The 15,827-nt window shown below is 54.1% G+C and carries 15 protein-coding genes; 14 read left to right on the top strand and 1 reads right to left on the bottom strand.

From position 1 onward, the window contains the following. The first annotated feature begins 320 nt into the window (after positions 1-320). From LA756_RS27075 to LA756_RS27010, 14 genes are all read left to right on the top strand, one after another. Positions 321-1,961 carry a hypothetical protein gene (locus LA756_RS27075; RefSeq protein ID WP_224437836.1) on the top strand — a complete coding sequence of 547 codons (1,641 nt, stop codon included), beginning with the start codon at positions 321-323 and terminating at the stop codon, positions 1,959-1,961. Between the two features lie 60 nt (positions 1,962-2,021). Next, positions 2,022-3,170: a hypothetical protein gene (locus LA756_RS27070; protein WP_224437835.1), complete on the top strand. Its 1,149-nt coding sequence runs from the start codon at positions 2,022-2,024 to the stop codon at positions 3,168-3,170. Between the two features lie 290 nt (positions 3,171-3,460). Beyond that, on the top strand, positions 3,461-6,460 hold the full coding sequence (locus LA756_RS27065; RefSeq protein WP_224437834.1) for an anaerobic glycerol-3-phosphate dehydrogenase subunit C: 3,000 nt from the start codon (positions 3,461-3,463) through the stop codon (positions 6,458-6,460). A gap of 8 nt (positions 6,461-6,468) precedes the next feature. Beyond that, positions 6,469-6,702: a MoaD/ThiS family protein gene (locus LA756_RS27060; protein ID WP_224437833.1), complete on the top strand. Its 234-nt coding sequence runs from the start codon at positions 6,469-6,471 to the stop codon at positions 6,700-6,702. A gap of 8 nt (positions 6,703-6,710) precedes the next feature. Continuing rightward, entirely contained in the window at positions 6,711-7,154 is a 444-nt protein-coding gene (locus tag LA756_RS27055) for a molybdenum cofactor biosynthesis protein MoaE (protein ID WP_224437832.1), read from the top strand. 4 nt (positions 7,155-7,158) lie between these two features. Beyond that, a complete protein-coding gene (gene moaA, locus LA756_RS27050; protein ID WP_224437831.1) occupies positions 7,159-8,166 on the top strand; it encodes a GTP 3',8-cyclase MoaA in 1,008 nt (335 codons plus the stop codon). Between the two features lie 74 nt (positions 8,167-8,240). Next, positions 8,241-9,401, top strand: coding sequence for an aminotransferase class V-fold PLP-dependent enzyme (locus tag LA756_RS27045; RefSeq protein WP_224437830.1), 1,161 nt, complete (start codon positions 8,241-8,243; stop codon positions 9,399-9,401). Positions 9,402-9,452: 51 nt separating this feature from the next. Beyond that, the gene (locus LA756_RS27040; protein ID WP_224437829.1) at positions 9,453-9,884 is read left to right on the top strand and encodes a YkgJ family cysteine cluster protein; all 432 of its coding nucleotides are present in this window, start codon (positions 9,453-9,455) and stop codon (positions 9,882-9,884) included. A gap of 339 nt (positions 9,885-10,223) precedes the next feature. Continuing rightward, positions 10,224-10,661: an HU family DNA-binding protein gene (locus LA756_RS27035; protein ID WP_224437828.1), complete on the top strand. Its 438-nt coding sequence runs from the start codon at positions 10,224-10,226 to the stop codon at positions 10,659-10,661. Between the two features lie 108 nt (positions 10,662-10,769). Further along, entirely contained in the window at positions 10,770-10,988 is a 219-nt protein-coding gene (locus LA756_RS27030) for a hypothetical protein (RefSeq protein ID WP_224437827.1), read from the top strand. 212 nt (positions 10,989-11,200) lie between these two features. Next, the gene (locus LA756_RS27025; RefSeq protein WP_224437826.1) at positions 11,201-12,112 is read left to right on the top strand and encodes a dihydroorotate dehydrogenase; all 912 of its coding nucleotides are present in this window, start codon (positions 11,201-11,203) and stop codon (positions 12,110-12,112) included. Positions 12,113-12,199: 87 nt separating this feature from the next. Continuing rightward, positions 12,200-13,183: a tryptophan--tRNA ligase gene (gene trpS, locus LA756_RS27020; protein ID WP_224437825.1), complete on the top strand. Its 984-nt coding sequence runs from the start codon at positions 12,200-12,202 to the stop codon at positions 13,181-13,183. Positions 13,184-13,199: 16 nt separating this feature from the next. After that, on the top strand, positions 13,200-13,610 hold the full coding sequence (acpS, locus tag LA756_RS27015) for a holo-ACP synthase (protein WP_224437824.1): 411 nt from the start codon (positions 13,200-13,202) through the stop codon (positions 13,608-13,610). 232 nt (positions 13,611-13,842) lie between these two features. Further along, a complete protein-coding gene (locus LA756_RS27010) occupies positions 13,843-14,304 on the top strand; it encodes a DinB family protein (protein WP_261362066.1) in 462 nt (153 codons plus the stop codon). 75 nt (positions 14,305-14,379) lie between these two features. Here the strand turns inward: LA756_RS27010 and LA756_RS27005 are convergent, their stop codons facing one another. Next, positions 14,380-15,738 carry a right-handed parallel beta-helix repeat-containing protein gene (locus LA756_RS27005; RefSeq protein WP_224437822.1) on the bottom strand — a complete coding sequence of 453 codons (1,359 nt, stop codon included), beginning with the start codon at positions 15,736-15,738 and terminating at the stop codon, positions 14,380-14,382. Positions 15,739-15,827: the final 89 nt, after the last annotated feature.

Here is a 15,827-nt window from a genome sequence, read left to right as displayed (position 1 = left end):
CTTTTTCGACATTCCCTAAAATTTTCTTGACAGTCAAGGCGACATCCATAAACAGTGGTTTCTTCGTCAAGTAGCGGAGGATTGATCGCGAATACCGTTATTATGAAAAGATTTGGGTGAATTGCCCGCATTAAGATTGGTTTTTCCCAATTGACGCGCAATTGCCACACGAGATATCATCGAATACCTCTTTGGAGGTGTAACGAAATCCATTTTTCAGGTCATTTCGTCTTAACCATCAATACGATGGTATAACGAACCTTATCGAGTGGGCAACGCGCGCGGCGTTGGCTTGCTTGGCCAGCATAATCGAGAATCCCATGTTCAGGCGACGCAAAGACTTCCGGCGCGAAAGCTGGGCACTGCTAGCAGTCGGTGCGGGGCTCTTCCTCTTATCGACCGCGCAGGCACGAACTTGGACCACCCTCGAAGGCAAGAAAGTCGACGCAGAGTTTGTCGAAGTTGCCCAAGGGGGAGACGCGGTCGTTCTTGACGTGAACGGCAATCGCTTTACGGTCCCTGTCACGCGTCTATCTCCGCAAGATCGCGGCTACATTCAAGGCCTTCAAGATGCGATGCCGTCGGTTTCGGATGCTCAGTTGGAGCGAGAAATCGACGAAGCTGTCGCGGAAGACGAAAGCGGTGCCAACGATAACGAGCCGGAAACGGTCCGCCTACGCAGCCGGCGAATCTGGCGTTCCCGCGAAGGCGTCGCTGTCGAAGCCCAATTTGTCCGCATGGTACGCGGGACTCTGGTCCTGAAAGAAGGCTCTCGGTATCACCGTATTCAATACTACGACCTATCGGTTGACGATCGCGAATTCGTTTACAAAGCGCATCAAGCGATCGGAAAAGAAGCTCTTGTCCCTCCTGTTCGTTCTGACTTGTTGGATGTGGAACGTCCCGACCCTGAGCCTGTTCCATCTTATCGCGATCACCCTCCGGTACCCTCTTCGCAACCGACAAGCGGATCGACGAGCCCCCCGAAACAAGGCATCACGCAAAGTGAAGTTAAACTCCCCGGCAATGGATTTGGCTCGGTCGACAATGGAGTCAAGCTTCCCCCGACTGGTTTTGGGGCGACAAACGGTGGAGTGAAACTTCCGCCTGGCGGTTTTGGCGATTCGACCGCTTCCAACGTGAAGCTGCCTTCGTCTGGCTTTGGTGATCCCTCCCAGACCAATAGCGAAGCGAGTGAACCTGGTTCCAGTGTCAAGCTTCCCAGCAGTGGCTTCGGCAACGTCACGCCCTCGGAGGATATCGTATCTACAGACGCCGTAACGCAGGACCATGGGTCGTTCACGACGATTCCAAGCCACGACATGTCGCGGCCTAAAGTGGGCGTACCATCTTCTACCATCATCGATACCGAGCATGCCCAACCCAATGAAAGTGATCGGCCGCTGTTTGACGTCGCGTCGATTCCTTCTCGCTCGACGGGCTTCGATGCGATGACGCCGAGCGTTTCCTCTCCGGGGGAAACCACTACTCCAGAGGCCCGTCCGCCAGAGAAGGATGATTCCGCGAACGACACATCGACAAATCCGAACGCAGCGAGTGATACGCCCGCCGATGGCAATTCGAACAGTCGTCCACAGCCAACGAATGATACCTCGGCGGAAGATGCCAATTTCAATCCACATACCTACACGCCCGGCAGCGACTTTCAGCCGATGCAGTTTGTTGAAGAACGGGAATTCACAACTGCCGACTGGAACTTGCAAATGTTCGGTGTCACACTGTTGGCGTTTGGCAGCCTGCTGATCGCTGGCGGCTATCTCTGGCTAATTGCGTTGGCCTTCCTAGAGAGTCTTCAGGTCGGACTTCGCAGTTTGATTCCAGGAATGGCGATCGTGCATGGGATAACTGACTTCGACAAAGCAAGCATTCCTCTGCTTGGAATGCTGCTCGGCATTTGCTTGACGCTGGGCGGATTTGGCCTGTTGATCGGCGTCAGTTAGGCTCGCACTCGAATATCGACAATCAAGAACACACTTATCCCCGAGTTCGGGAGAATTCAGATGTTGGCCAGCAAAAACATCGCACTCGTCCCTTTGCTTTTCTGCCTATTTGCGACATTTGCGATGGGTCAGGACACGCACGAGTGGACCGACGTGAACGGCAAGAAGCTTCGCGGTAGATTTCTCGAACTGACGCCTGAAAATAACGTCCGCATCGAAACCGACACCGATGTTTTCGTGATTCCGCTGAATGCGTTCAGTGAAGAAGACCAGAAATACGCTCGCATGCAGCAAGGGAGCGCCACAAAAAAGCCTGCAATGGAAACGCCCAAAGTCGACAAAAGCGACACGACTCTCTTCGAGAATCGCGAGTGGACCGACTTTCGTGACCGCCAAGTCAAAGCAAAGTTTGTTCGGATGCACGAAGGCTATGTCATTTTGCTACAAGGCGCGACCGGTCATAAGATATCGTTCTACGTACTCAGCGACGAGGATCAAAAATGGCTGCGAGACCATTTACGCAAACGTGGCGAAGAGGAGCAAATCTTGCCTCGCCTAGAAATGGAACTCGCTGCCCCTGATGTTCATAAGGAGCTCGATCAATATCGCAGCTATCGTTCATCAATTGCTGGAAATAGTAACGCCGGCAGTAATCCTGCACCTGGAAATACGCAGAATAGTTCTCGCCCACCAGCCTATGTTCCGCCGGAGACGCCTGCATACGAACCTCCTTCCGACATGATCGCCAATCAAGGAAACGGCGGCGGTACGACTCCGACTTCTTCCGTTCCGTATAATCCCAACGGCGGCCGCATGCCGGAAAGCACCATTTCGACGCCCGAGAGTGGTTTTGGAACCGATGCCAATGGCGAGCCGATTATGGCGGCGAATACGCCTGCGAACGGATCGATCGATTCCAACGCACAATCTGGCAGTAGCTCGTCGCCTGGGTTTGGCAATCGTTTCCGCGGCAATTCGAACGGCGTTCAGCCAGGGCACTGTCCTAACTGCCGCAAGGAACTTCCCCAAGGTGTCGGCCCAGGCGATCATTGCCCGCGCTGCAAGTTCTACCTGGATTCCTCGGTCTCTCCGGGGACGGGGCCACCGGTCGAACCTTGGTACGTCCGTTACCCCGTTTTCTATATTGGGGGTGGTTTGATCGTTGCGATCGGTGGCTTGAGCCTGCTCTCGAAGAAGTTTTACGGCTAGTCGAAATCGGCGATTCTCAGCCCCAAATGCATCGTTTCGCTGGAATTGCTCGGCCCAAGAGCGAACAATTCCAGCGTGGATACGACCTTTATCTTCAATCGTGTGGTTTGACGTAACTTACGTAAGAGAAAAGGGATCCCTGGGCAGCATGCTCGAATGGGATTACCATTGATGCTTCGTGGTACCTTGCTGGAAAGCGATTTTCGGCTCGCGCCGCCGTGGTAGAAAACCAGCAGAACTTGCGCACCGCATGTGCCGCTCTTTGACGGGTCTTGGCCGACTCGCAACCGATGGATTTAGAACGCGAACGAATACGAGCTGATCTCCGTGGCATTCTGGATGGTGAGATCCGCTGCGATGACACATTCCTCGAGCTGTACTCAACCGATGCGAGTATCTATCAGGTAAAACCACTCGCGGTTGTGCGGCCTCGTCGAACATCCGATGTTTCGGCCACCGTTCAGTACGCCGCCGAAAACCAGATTCCCATTCATGCTCGCGGAGCTGGAACCGGAATGGCTGGGGAATCGCTTGGCACAGGGATCGTGATCGACTTTGCCCATTCGATGCGTCGTATCTTGGAGACAGGCGACGACTGGGTGCGTGTTCAACCAGGCGTTGTGCTGGCCAATTTGAATCGCCACCTCGCACAGCGGGGAAGTATCTTCGGCCCTGATCCGGCGACGCGCAGCGTGACCACCATGGGCAGCGTCATCGCGTTGGATGCTTCGGGAAGTCACTGGCCGCAGCATGGTTCAGCTCGCGATCATATCCTGGAACTCCAAGCCGTCTTGGCCAACGGCGAAGTTGTCACCATCAAACCGACTCATCTCGATCGCGTTGCCCATCTCGAATCGCCAGAACTTGTCCGCATCACTTCTGGTGTGGCAGAGTTGATGGAGACCAACGCCGACAAGATCCAGGGACACCTTCCCAAAACGTTCAATCAGGGAAGTGGCTATCGTCTGTCTGGCGTGCTAAATGACGATCAAATCGATCTCTGTAAGATTCTGTCTGGCTCGGAAGGAAGTCTGGCATTAGTTACCCAGGCCAAACTGCGAACATCACCTCGCGCAAAAGCGAGAGGCTTGGTTCTGCTCTTCTTTGAACGACTCGACAGCGCCGCAAAAGCTGCGGTGCAGTTGGCATCGTCCGGCATCAGTGCGTGCGACCTGTTAGATCGCCGAATCCTAGCCATTGCTCGAGAAACCGATCCACGGTACTCGAATCTTATCCCTGAAAATACTGAGGCCATGCTGCTGGTCGAGTTTTCTGGCGAGACCCAAACGATCGTCCACGACGAGTTGGAAAAGATCGCGGATCGAATTCGCCGGCGACGACGACTTGCATTTCACTCGCTCATTACGACAAGCCCGAAGGAAGTCGGCACCTACTGGGAATTGGCTCGGCGGATGACGCCGATTCTTTACCGTTTGAAAGGGAATACACGGCCCCTCCCCTTCATCGAGGACATGACCGTTCCGCCGCCGCAGATGCCGAACTTTCTGTCCAAACTTCAAGACGTGTTGAAGCGACATGAAACGATCGCTTCTATTTTCGCGCACGCGGCTCATGGGCATTTGCACGTGCGACCACTGCTAAACATGGCAGATCCGGCGGACTTGGCAAAGCTTGAACGTATCGCAGACGAAACGTACGAAGAACTCTTTCAATTGGGCGGCTCCTTAAGTGGTGAATGTGGCGATGGGCTAAGCCGGACCCCATATCTTCCGCGACAGTATGGGCCGCTGTACGACCTATTCGGACGCATCAAACGGCTGTTCGACCCCAGTGGCATCATGAACCCTGGGAAGAAGGTTTTTTCCTCGACGTTTTCGCCCATGGAACTGGTCCGCCGCGTCGAACTCGTTATCCCAGCGGGTGGAAGCGATTCCAATGGCAAGTCTGACGACGGCACAAAGGCGACGTCGAAGAACAAAAGCAACAAGAACGAATTCGAGCTTCCCATTCTGACATGGACGCCTGAAGAGATGGCGACCGAAGCTCGCAGTTGCCATGGCTGTGGTCGCTGCCGCACGTACGGCGCCGACACACGAATGTGCCCTGTCTTTCGCTTCGATTCACGGGAAGACGCCTCGCCGAGGGCGAAAGCCAACCTCTTGCGTGGTGTTCTCGCAGGTCAGTTGCCGCCGGAAAGTCTCGACTCGCAAGAGACCAAAAGCATCCTTGATACCTGCTTCCATTGCCATCAATGTCGCATCGATTGTCCGTCGAATGTTGATATTCCCAACATGGTTCTGGAAATGAAAGCCAGAAACGTCGATGCGAACGGCCTGACTCAAGATGGTTCACTACAAGCCAAGATTCATCGCTGGGCTGTCTGGGGCAATCGTTTTCCCAGAATCGCCAACTGGGCCCTGGGCAATCGAGTCATGCGTTGGCTGATGGAACGTTTCATCGGGTTGGCCAAGCAGCGAAAGTTACCACGACTGGCAAATCGTAGCTTTGTCAAACAAGCCGCTCGACGAGGCCTTACGACGGCTTCGCGTCGAAGTGGTCGCAAAGTGCTTTACTTTGTTGACCTCTACGCGAATCTATTCGACACGCAGCTTGCGCAAGCGTTTGTCAACGTGCTGGATCACAACCGGATTGCGGTCTACGTTCATCCGAAACAGCAAGTCAGTGGCATGCCCTCCATTTCCCAGGGAGCGGTTACCATGGCTGCTCGCTTGGCCCACAAAAACGTTAAAGCGTTAGCCGAAGCAGTCCGGCAAGGCTACACCATCGTCGCGACGGAACCATCCGCGGTCATGGCATTAACCCATGAATATCCCAAGTTGCTCGACTCGGACGATGCGAAAATCGTCGCCGAGAATACGCGCGAAGCGTGTGAATTCCTCTGGGACCTACACCATCACGGCGAGCTGGAACTCGATTTGAAGCCAGTCAACTTGACGGTTGGCTTTCATGTACCGTGTCATCTCCGCGCATTGCACGAGCATTCCTACGGTCAGAGAATCTTGCAGCTGATCCCCGGCCTTTCGGTCCGTTCGATCGAAAAAGGATGCTCCGGGATGGCCGGAACGTTTGGGCTGACGCGAGAGAACTTCCGCAGCAGTCTGCGTATCGGTTGGGATCTTGTCGTTGCCATGCGTGCCAAGCAGATTCAGATTGGATCGACCGAGTGTAGTGCCTGCAAGATGCAAATGGAGCAAGCCGGCAATAAAGCGGTCGTTCATCCGATTAAGTTGCTCGCCAAATCGTACGGCATCTTGGAACAAGAGACTGACCTGTTTTCTCCATCGGCACACGAATTGTTTGTCACATGAACGTACGCGTGAAATTATTTGCCCTGACGCAAGACCTCGCCGGCTGCGAGGAAGTGTCGCTCGAAGTGGAAAAACCGGCCACCATTGGGATGCTTCGAGAAACGCTTGCGAAAGAACTCCCCGCGTTAGCTCCCGTGCTCGCCAGCTGTGCGTTCGCAGTGAACAATGAATACGCCGGGAATCAACGAGTGCTGGAAGCATCGGATGAGATTGCCTGCCTCCCGCCGGTCAGTGGAGGCTAACATTCCCAATGGTTGAACTTACCGAAAAGCCAATCCAAGCCGACGCGATTACCAGCTCGGTCACTTCGCCCAAATGTGGTGCTGTGGTGTTGTTTTTGGGCACGACACGGCAATTTACTGACGCCAAGGAAACCGTCACGCTGACATATACCGCCTACGCGCCGATGGCGCAAAGCGAAATGGAAAAGCTTGAGCAGCAAGCAATCGCACGCTGGCCGATTGATCGATGTGTGCTCATCCATCGCCTGGGAGAAGTCCCAATTGGGGAAGCAAGTGTCGCGGTCGCCGTCTCGACGCCACACCGAAAAGATGCCTTCGAGGCGGCTAGTTGGCTGATGGATCGCTTGAAAGAAATGGTCCCCGTCTGGAAAAAAGAGCACTGGGCAAGTGGGGCAACCGATTGGGTTCACCCAGGATTGGTTCAGCGGACGGACGAAAATACGTTACAATAGAAGTATGTCCACCGCATTCCATTCTCCGTTGATCGACCAGTTTGGCCGCGTGCATACGAGCTTGCGCGTGAGTGTGACCGATCGTTGCAACATACGCTGCTTCTACTGCATGCCGCTGGAGAATGTCCGCTTCAAACCACGTGACGAGCTCCTCACATTTGAAGAAATGACGCGTGTTGTTCGCGTCGCGGCAGGTCACGGAATCAACAAACTGCGTCTGACCGGTGGCGAGCCGTTGGTTCGCTCGAATCTTCCGCAGTTGATTCGCATGCTAAAAGACATTCCCGGCATCGATGAAATTGCATTAACAACCAACGGTATCTTACTGACATCCCAGGCCGAATCGCTTAAAGAAGCGGGACTCGATCGGTTGAACGTCAGCCTCGATGCCATGAACGAGGAAATGTTCGAGCGAATCACCCGTCGGCAAGGCGTTCAGAAAGTACTCGATGGTATCGCTGCCGCGCAACAAGCCGGGTTTACGAATATCCGCTTGAACTCTGTCGCGATTCGGAACTTGACCGAGAGTGAAATCGTTCCACTGGCGAAATTTGCACGAGAGAATGATCTTCATCTGCGGTTCATTGAGTTCATGCCGCTTGATGCCGATCGAGCCTGGGACAAAGATCAAGTTCTCTCCGGCCAACAGCTTCGCGAAATGATCTCGCGAGACGTAGCCAAGCTGGTCGAAGTGAACCGCACTGACAAAAGTCAACCAGCGGTCGACTACGTGTATGCCGATGGCCGGCAACGCGTTGGGTTTATCAACAGTGTGACCGAACCATTTTGTAGCACCTGCAATCGGCTACGCATGACCGCCGAAGGCCAGATGCGAAATTGCTTGTTCAGCACGACAGAATGGGATGCGCGGCAGATTGTCCGAAGTGGCGGGAGCGATGCCGATATTTCCCGTCTCCTTCACGAATGCGTCCAAGCAAAGAAAGCGTCGCACGGGATGGATTCGCCAGACTTTGTTCCTCCCGAGCGAGCGATGTACCAGATTGGCGGTTAGCAGCCGTTCCCAACAAACCGGTTTGACCACGACGGTTGAACCATCGAAGCCAAAATTCAGGAAAGAAGACAGCGGTGGCACGCGAACGAATTTATCTTGATAACGCAGCAACCAGTTGGCCTAAACCAGCCAGCGTGGTCGAAGCCGTTCAGCATCACATGACGGAATTAGGTGCTTGTGCTGGACGAAGTGGCTATCGCGAAGCGAACGAAGTCGAACGTTTGATCGGCGATACCCGCAAGCAGATCGCTTATCTCTTCGGCACACATTCGCCGGAGCATGTGATTTTTGGTTACAACGGCACCGACATGCTGAATTTGGCCCTGCATGGGCTACTTCAACGGGGCGATCATGTCGTTACTACCTCGGTAGAGCACAATTCGATCCTCCGCCCAATTTCCACGATGATGCAAACGTTGGAATTAGACGTCACCTACGTTGAACCCGGCGAGGATGGCCGCGTTGATCCTCATGACGTTGGCAATGCCATCATGGACAACACCCGGTTAATTGCGATCACGCATGTTTCCAACGTGACAGGAGCCATCCAACCGATCCAGGAAATTTGTGCGATTGCCAAAGACCGTGGCGTTCGCACACTCGTCGATGCGGCCCAATCAGCAGGTCATCTCGATTTAAATCTGGCAGAAACCCCTATCGATATGGTCGCGTTTCCTGGCCACAAAGGACTGCTGGGTCCGCTTGGAACCGGCGCAATGATCTTACAGCCGGAGGTAGCCGGAGAACTGAAAAGCCAGCGTCAGGGCGGCACCGGCACTAAAAGCGAATCGAATGAACAGCCGATCGAATTGCCCACAAAGTTCGAGAGCGGCAATGCGAATGTGCCTGGTATCTTGGGGCTTCGCGCAGGTGTCGAATATATCCGCGAGCAAACCGTCACGGCTTTGCATCGTCACACGATGCAGAACACCAGCCGATTAATCGAAGGTTTACAAGGTATGCCGAAGGTACGAATCTTCGGCCCTCAGAATTTAGAGCAGCGGACTGGAGTCGTCAGCATTCAGGTCGAGTCGTTCGACCCCCATGAGCTGGCCACCGCATTGGATTCAGCATTCGGCGTTCAATGCCGAGCCGGGCTACACTGTGCCCCGCTAATGCACCAGCACTTGGGAACCATCGGACATGGCGGTACGCTAAGATTTAGCCTCAGCATTTTTACGACTGCCGAACAAATTGACCGAACGCTGGAAGCCATGCAGGCCATCCTGCGATAGCCCTCCACTTCCACCGCCCGGGTGTCCCTTCTTGCGATAGCATCGATAGCAATGACCAATAAGCCAGATCAAAGCAAACCGTGGTACCAAGATGGTCTTCAGTTTGAGTGCACCCAATGCGGCGGATGCTGTACCGGAGGCCCTGGTTACGTTTGGGTAAACGCGGCAGAAATTGCGGCTCTCGCAGAAGTTACCGACATGACGATCGAACAATTCGAGTCGGTTTACGTCCGAGAAGTCGGACTTCGGAAGAGTTTGAAGGAATACTCAACTGGAGACTGTGTTTTTCTCGATACCGAAAGCAAGGGATGTACGGTTTATTCGGCGCGACCTCGCCAATGCCGGACATGGCCTTTCTGGGACTCAAATATCAAGTCGCCGGAAGATTGGCAGGACACCTGCGATTTCTGTCCCGGCAGCGGTAAGGGGCGTCTCTACAGCCTCGACGAGATCCAAGACCGAGCGAGCGAGATCCGAATTTAAGGAAAATTTGGGTTCAAATGGCCGGTTTGGATTGAAGATTTACCGATTATTCCGTCGATACCGATTGTACGGAGACCGGTACGTTCGAACTGGGGGACAGGTAAAGCCCTGTTTTACGGCACGAAAAGCGGCTCTTCGCTACCTTGGATCTTTGAAAATTGGATAGTTCGGAGAAGCCTGAAAAAGGGAATGCGTCCCGTTGCTGGCATCGCGTTAACTGTGCGCACTGCCAGAATGAGCTTGACTCTAGTGCTTATGGCACTTACACTTGGAGCAATTGCCGACGGAAGTCTAGAAAACTTACGACAACTCAATTCATCCTTGTGTGGGAGTCGCCTCGTGACCAAAAAAGAGATTGTGAAGACGATTTCTGAAGAGATCGGGCTCACACAACTCAAGACGAAAGAGATCGTCCAGAAAACGTTCGACGCCATTGTGACTACCCTTGTCGAGGATGGTCGTATCGAGCTGCGAAACTTCGGCGTTTTCGAGGTCAAAAAGCGAGCCGCTCGAAAGGCACGCAACCCACGAACGGGTGCCAAAGTGGATGTCGACGAAAAATACGTCGTCACCTTTAAGCCTGGCAAAGAGATGGAAGAACGCGTTCGTCAGCTGGAAGAGAAAGACCGACAAGGTCGACTCGAGGCCGAGCAATCGGCAGCTCCCCAGCAGCAACCCTATTCCCCTCCGCAGTCGAATGACTCGCCAGGATATCCATCGGCCTACCCTAACCCACCGAATCCCCCGACTTCTGGTCCGGGCGACTTCGGAAATTAGGCATCAGCTTAGGTTTCTCCGAACTCTCCAAGATTCAATCCTTGGTGGATGGACAATGAACGCAAACGGTCAGGATGGCCGCTTCATAAGTTTCACGGAGGAAATGAGATGCGTAATTTCATCGTTGCACTGCTGCTTGGTATCGCCCTGATCAGTAACACCGGTTGCTTCCTGCCGATTTACTCGGCGGATCCGAGTGTTCGTACGCAAGAGTTAATCTACACCTCGGAAAACGAACGCCATATCCTCGAAGAATGGCAACGCATCTGGTTCCTGGACCAGCCAAGCCACTTGGCTCCATATCGCACCCACGGCGGTATCATCTAACGCCGCGGGCCACCGCTAAAAATCGAAACCGTGAAACGAGACACCATCAGGCTGCCAATGCGCAGACTGGTGGTGTCTTTTTGTTTGCGCGAAAGTCAACCAGCTGTCCAACACTCGCCCTCGTTGCGAGATCCCCAATCCACCGGTACGATTGGCGTACACTTCGCGCAGACTTTGACTACATTTGATGAATCCTTTGCCAACATACACGCATGTCTGTTGATCTTTCCGTGCAGCTAGGGCGACTTTCGCTCCCCAATCCTGTTCTCGTCGCTTCTGGCACCTTTGGCTATGCAAAGGAGATGGCGGGAATCGTCGATCTGGCGAAGCTGGGGGGAATCCTGCCGAAGACGATCACCAGCAGCCCTCGACCTGGCAACAAGCCATGGCGAACCGTTGAAACGACCGGGGGCATGCTCAACAGCATCGGTCTCGATAACGACGGCATCGATTATTTCATCGCCAATCACCTGCCGTATCTAGGCTCGCTTGGGTCGCCGCTGGTCGTCAGCATTGCCGGTAAAACGAAGGAAGACTTCGTCGGCATGGCCGCCCAACTGGGCGAACATTCCCAAGTCGCGGCGATTGAACTCAATATTTCCTGTCCCAACGTGAGCGGTGGGATCGACTTCGGGACCGATCCCGCCACATGCGAAAAGCTGGTCGCCGAAGTTCGTGCGGCTTGCCCTCATCCGATCATCGCCAAGCTGACTCCCAACGTAACGAGTATCGCCAACGTGGCCAAAGCGGCCGAGGCAGGTGGTGCCGATGCCGTTTCAGCGATCAACACCGTGCAAGGGATGGCGATCGATTGGAAGCGTAAAAAGCCGATGCTCGGGAATGTCATCGGTGGACTTTCCGGCCCAGCCATCAAACCTGTCGCGCTGCGGTGTGTCTTTCAAATCGCCAAAGCGACCAGTGTCCCGATCATTGGTATCGGCGGCATCAGCAGCACCGACGACGTGATGGAATTCCTGGTTGCCGGGGCAACAGCCGTTCAAATAGGTACGGCCAACTATTTCGACCCGACACTCTCTAATCGGGTCGTGAACGAACTGCCAGGCGCACTTCGCATGCTCGGCACCACCAGCGTGAAGGATGTCGTGGGAACGCTTCAAGCGTAAGTCCCCCGGGGTGACACTCTCCCCTTCTGTCCGTCATAATAACACGCTGGTTTTGACTTTCGTTTTCCCCGTAATCTGACACGATCCATGCGCGTTCTTTCCGGAATTCAGCCGACAGGGCGTCCCCACTGGGGCAACTACTTCGGTGCCATTCGTCAATATATCGAGCTGCAAGGCAACGAGCAGTCGTTCTACTTCATTGCGAATCTGCACGCCCTGACGACCGTTCGCGACCGAGAAAAGCTGGAGCAAGCGACCATCGATATGGCGCTCGATATTCTCGCGCTCGGCCTCGATCCTGATCAGGCCACGCTGTTCGTTCAGTCGGACGTTCCCGAGATCAGCGAATTGTGCTGGATCTTGATGACCGGAACCGGTATGGGGCTGCTCGAACGCTGCGTCAGCTACAAAGATAAAAAAGACAAAGGCCTGAAAGCGGACGCCGGACTGTTCACTTACCCAGTTTTGCAAGCTGCCGACATTCTCGGCTACGACTCCGACGTCGTCCCTGTTGGCCAAGATCAAGTTCAGCACATTGAAGTCACCCGCGACATCGCCCAAAGCTTCAATCACCAGTTTGGCGAAGTCTTCGTGCTGCCGAAACCCAAAGTCCTGGACGCTTCTGCCAAAGTCCCAGGCACCGACGGCGAAAAGATGTCCAAGAGCTACGGCAACATCATCGAACTGTTCGAGCCACCCAAACAGGCTCGCAAGAAGATCATGCGGATCGTGACCGACTCGCGTCCGATGGAAGACGCCAAGGATCCCGAGACCGATCACCTTTACCAATTGTATTCGCTGTTCGCCGAGCCAGAACCGCTTCAAGAGATGGCCGATCTCTACCGCACCGGCGGCTTCGGATATGGCCACGTGAAAAAAGCCCTGGCGGACGCAGCCGAAGCTTATTTTGCCGAAGCGCACCAGCGACGTGCGGAATTGGTTGCCAATCCCAATCGCTTAAAGGAAATCCTCGGCGACGGAGCTCAAGTGGCACGAAAGAAAGCACGGGAAGTTTTGACGCGAGCCCAAGAGGCTTCCGGAATCTCGAGCTGGCACGCGAAGTTGAAGTAAACAGGCAAGCGAAACGATGGAAATTATTGGAATCGGAACCGACATCATCGAGTGCCTGCGTATCGCTCAAATGATCGAGCGACACGGCGAGATGTTCATCAATCGTGTCTACACGCAGCACGAGATCGAGTACTGCAGCGAACGCAAAGCGGCCACCCAACATTACGCCGGCCGCTGGGCAGCCAAGGAAGCAGTTCTTAAAGCGATCGGTACCGGCTGGATCAAAGGAATCACATGGCGCGACGTCGAAGTCGCGAACCAGTTTGGTGGCAAGCCGGTGATTCATCTATACGGCGGAGCCCTCGACTCGGCCAAACGCCGCGGTATCGAAGAAGTGCAAATTAGCATCAGCCATTGCCGCACGCATGCAGTGGCTTATGCCCTTGCACTCGGCGATACCTCGAAGCTTTCGAATCCGCGTCCCTAAGAAGACTGTCTTCAAATTCCAATTTGGACTTCGATCGACAGCAAAGCGAACTTGAAGACCGTCTCTAAATCGACCGCGGCAAATTTTTGAGAATCAGGTTGCACACAACTGAACACTTGTATACATTGCAGGCGTTCTGGGGCAGCCGTTTGTTTTCCGTTTGCCGAAGCCTCGATTAGGGACGATTGCGATGAGCCTGAGCGATATAGTCTTTGCAGATTTCGAACAGGAAATGGCCCAGACTCGGAAGACGTTAGAGCGTGTTCCAGATGAGAAATGGGACTGGAAGATCCACGAGAAGTCGAACACGATCGGCTGGGTCGCTACGCATTTAGGGCGTATTCCTAGCTGGACAATGTTTACGTTCGATCGCGATTCGCTCGATTTAAGTCCCCCCGACGGACCTAACTTCGATCCTCCGACTCCGACCAACTGTGCCGAAAACCTGGAGATCTTCGATGAGAATGTTGCCCAGGCACTCGCCACACTGAAGTCGGTCGACGACGAGACGCTGCAAAAGCCCTGGTCGCTACTGAACGCGGGGGAAACGCTTTTCACGCTTCCTAAGATGGCGGTCATACGAACCTGGGTGATTAATCACACCGTTCATCATCGTGGCATTCTTACGGTGTACTTCCGCGTCAATGGCGTTCCTGTCCCCGCACTGTATGGACCGTCGGCCGACGAAGGATAACCCACCACCGAGCATGACTTGCCAGCGGTCAGGCGTCCGTCGTCCTCTGTGACGCCTGACCGCTGCAATGATGCGTTACCGCTCGATCTTATTTTGGGAGCCGCCGGAGATGATTGTAGGCACCCATTCCTTGTCGCCTTCACGGCCATACAGCATGTTCTCGGCGACCCGACATTCGACGAGGTCCTTGAGAAGCATCCCTGCTTTTTTACAATCTAACACGGTGCATCCGGTGACATGAAAACGGCGGCAGCCGTCCAGGATCATGCCGGCATCGGTACGCAACGTCTGATGAATGTGCAAACCCGAGATCGTCCCTCCCACACAGTTACGAAACAAGACTCCGTTGTCGCAAGTATCCTCATCGCGATATGGAGGATTTCTTCCTAAGACATTGGGACCAACAACGATATTCTGGCTGTCTTCCACGCGGAGGTTATAGCGATATCCGCTGGAGATCGTGTTTCCTTGAATAACGACATCGCGGGCCTTTTGAATGTCGACGTTCGTTTCCACGTCGCTCAAAATATTGTTGGCAATCGTGACAAGTCCCCAGCGAGGCTCGCCCTCGGGACTGGCGCCGATGAATCGAACATTCGTCGAATTTTCGCCACCAGAGTGCTGAATGGTACAGCCGGTGATCGCGACTTCGGCAGTTCCATATTTTGTTCCGGCGCTATCGATCAGCACGTTCTGCACGTTCGCTTCAATATCGCATCCGGCGATATGAATGTTCCGAACGTTGCCTCCTTTCGAAACGAATCCGCCCCCTTGGTTGTAGCTGATATGGCACGCCGAAAGATTGATTTGATGCAGATTTAAGTCATCTAGAAACACACCGACGCCGCGGTTTTCGTAGAGATGACAGTCGGAGATGATGACGTTGCGATTTCGATCGACCAGGTGAATCGCATGTCGCGTATGACGGATGACGACCTGGGAAATGATCAACTGCATCGTGCGAACCGCTTCGATTCCATCCGCTTCATCGTGCGCGCCGACAATCTCAATCCCTTGCACCAACGGCATGCGTTGCTTTTGCCAAACGTTGTCTTGAACCGTCTTCGGATCGGCCGAACCTTGATGGGTACCCACGAGGCGAATCGCCGGCCCTTTCCCTTCCATGACAATCGTTGCTGTCCCGTCACCTACGATCGAAGTGAAGCCGATCTCATCAAGATCGACCACCAACGTTTTCGTGATGCGGTAAGTCCCGCGTGGAATAGCAACCGCCGACGGCGCGGAATCGATGTACTGCTGCAGCAACTCGGTATCGTCGTGAATTCCATCACCCACAACACCAAAGTCGACGGCGGTTTTCAACGGCGCCGATGCTGCTTCGTTAGCGACCGCTTGAGCATGTACGGAAGCGATACCCAGCATGAAAGAGGCGATCCAAACGGCCGCAATGCTGGAGTTTGTTTTTAGATTCATGATATTCCTTCGGTGGTATCAATCGAGGCACGTATCCCTCGACTGGATCGATTCGTGAACGAATTTCGGCAGCGAAAACGCCTAAAAAT

Source organism: Bremerella sp. TYQ1, from assembly GCF_020150455.1.
Lineage (GTDB): Bacteria > Planctomycetota > Planctomycetia > Pirellulales > Pirellulaceae > Bremerella > Bremerella volcania_A.
This window is presented reverse-complemented; position numbering and strand designations above follow the sequence as displayed.

Excerpts from the sequence above, each read along its gene's own strand:
- moaA (WP_224437831.1), top strand. The coding sequence starts at position 7,159 with ATGTCCACCGCATTCCATTCTCCGTTGATCGACCAGTTTGGCCGCGTG.
- LA756_RS27025 (WP_224437826.1), top strand. The coding sequence starts at position 11,201 with ATGTCTGTTGATCTTTCCGTGCAGCTAGGGCGACTTTCGCTCCCCAAT.
- LA756_RS27065 (WP_224437834.1), top strand. The coding sequence starts at position 3,461 with ATGGATTTAGAACGCGAACGAATACGAGCTGATCTCCGTGGCATTCTG.
- acpS (WP_224437824.1), top strand. The coding sequence starts at position 13,200 with ATGGAAATTATTGGAATCGGAACCGACATCATCGAGTGCCTGCGTATC.
- LA756_RS27040 (WP_224437829.1), top strand. The coding sequence starts at position 9,453 with ATGACCAATAAGCCAGATCAAAGCAAACCGTGGTACCAAGATGGTCTT.
- LA756_RS27055 (WP_224437832.1), top strand. The coding sequence starts at position 6,711 with ATGGTTGAACTTACCGAAAAGCCAATCCAAGCCGACGCGATTACCAGC.
- LA756_RS27030 (WP_224437827.1), top strand. The coding sequence starts at position 10,770 with ATGCGTAATTTCATCGTTGCACTGCTGCTTGGTATCGCCCTGATCAGT.
- LA756_RS27005 (WP_224437822.1), bottom strand. The coding sequence starts at position 15,738 with ATGAATCTAAAAACAAACTCCAGCATTGCGGCCGTTTGGATCGCCTCT.
- trpS (WP_224437825.1), top strand. The coding sequence starts at position 12,200 with ATGCGCGTTCTTTCCGGAATTCAGCCGACAGGGCGTCCCCACTGGGGC.
- LA756_RS27070 (WP_224437835.1), top strand. The coding sequence starts at position 2,022 with ATGTTGGCCAGCAAAAACATCGCACTCGTCCCTTTGCTTTTCTGCCTA.
- LA756_RS27075 (WP_224437836.1), top strand. The coding sequence starts at position 321 with ATGTTCAGGCGACGCAAAGACTTCCGGCGCGAAAGCTGGGCACTGCTA.
- LA756_RS27010 (WP_261362066.1), top strand. The coding sequence starts at position 13,843 with ATGGCCCAGACTCGGAAGACGTTAGAGCGTGTTCCAGATGAGAAATGG.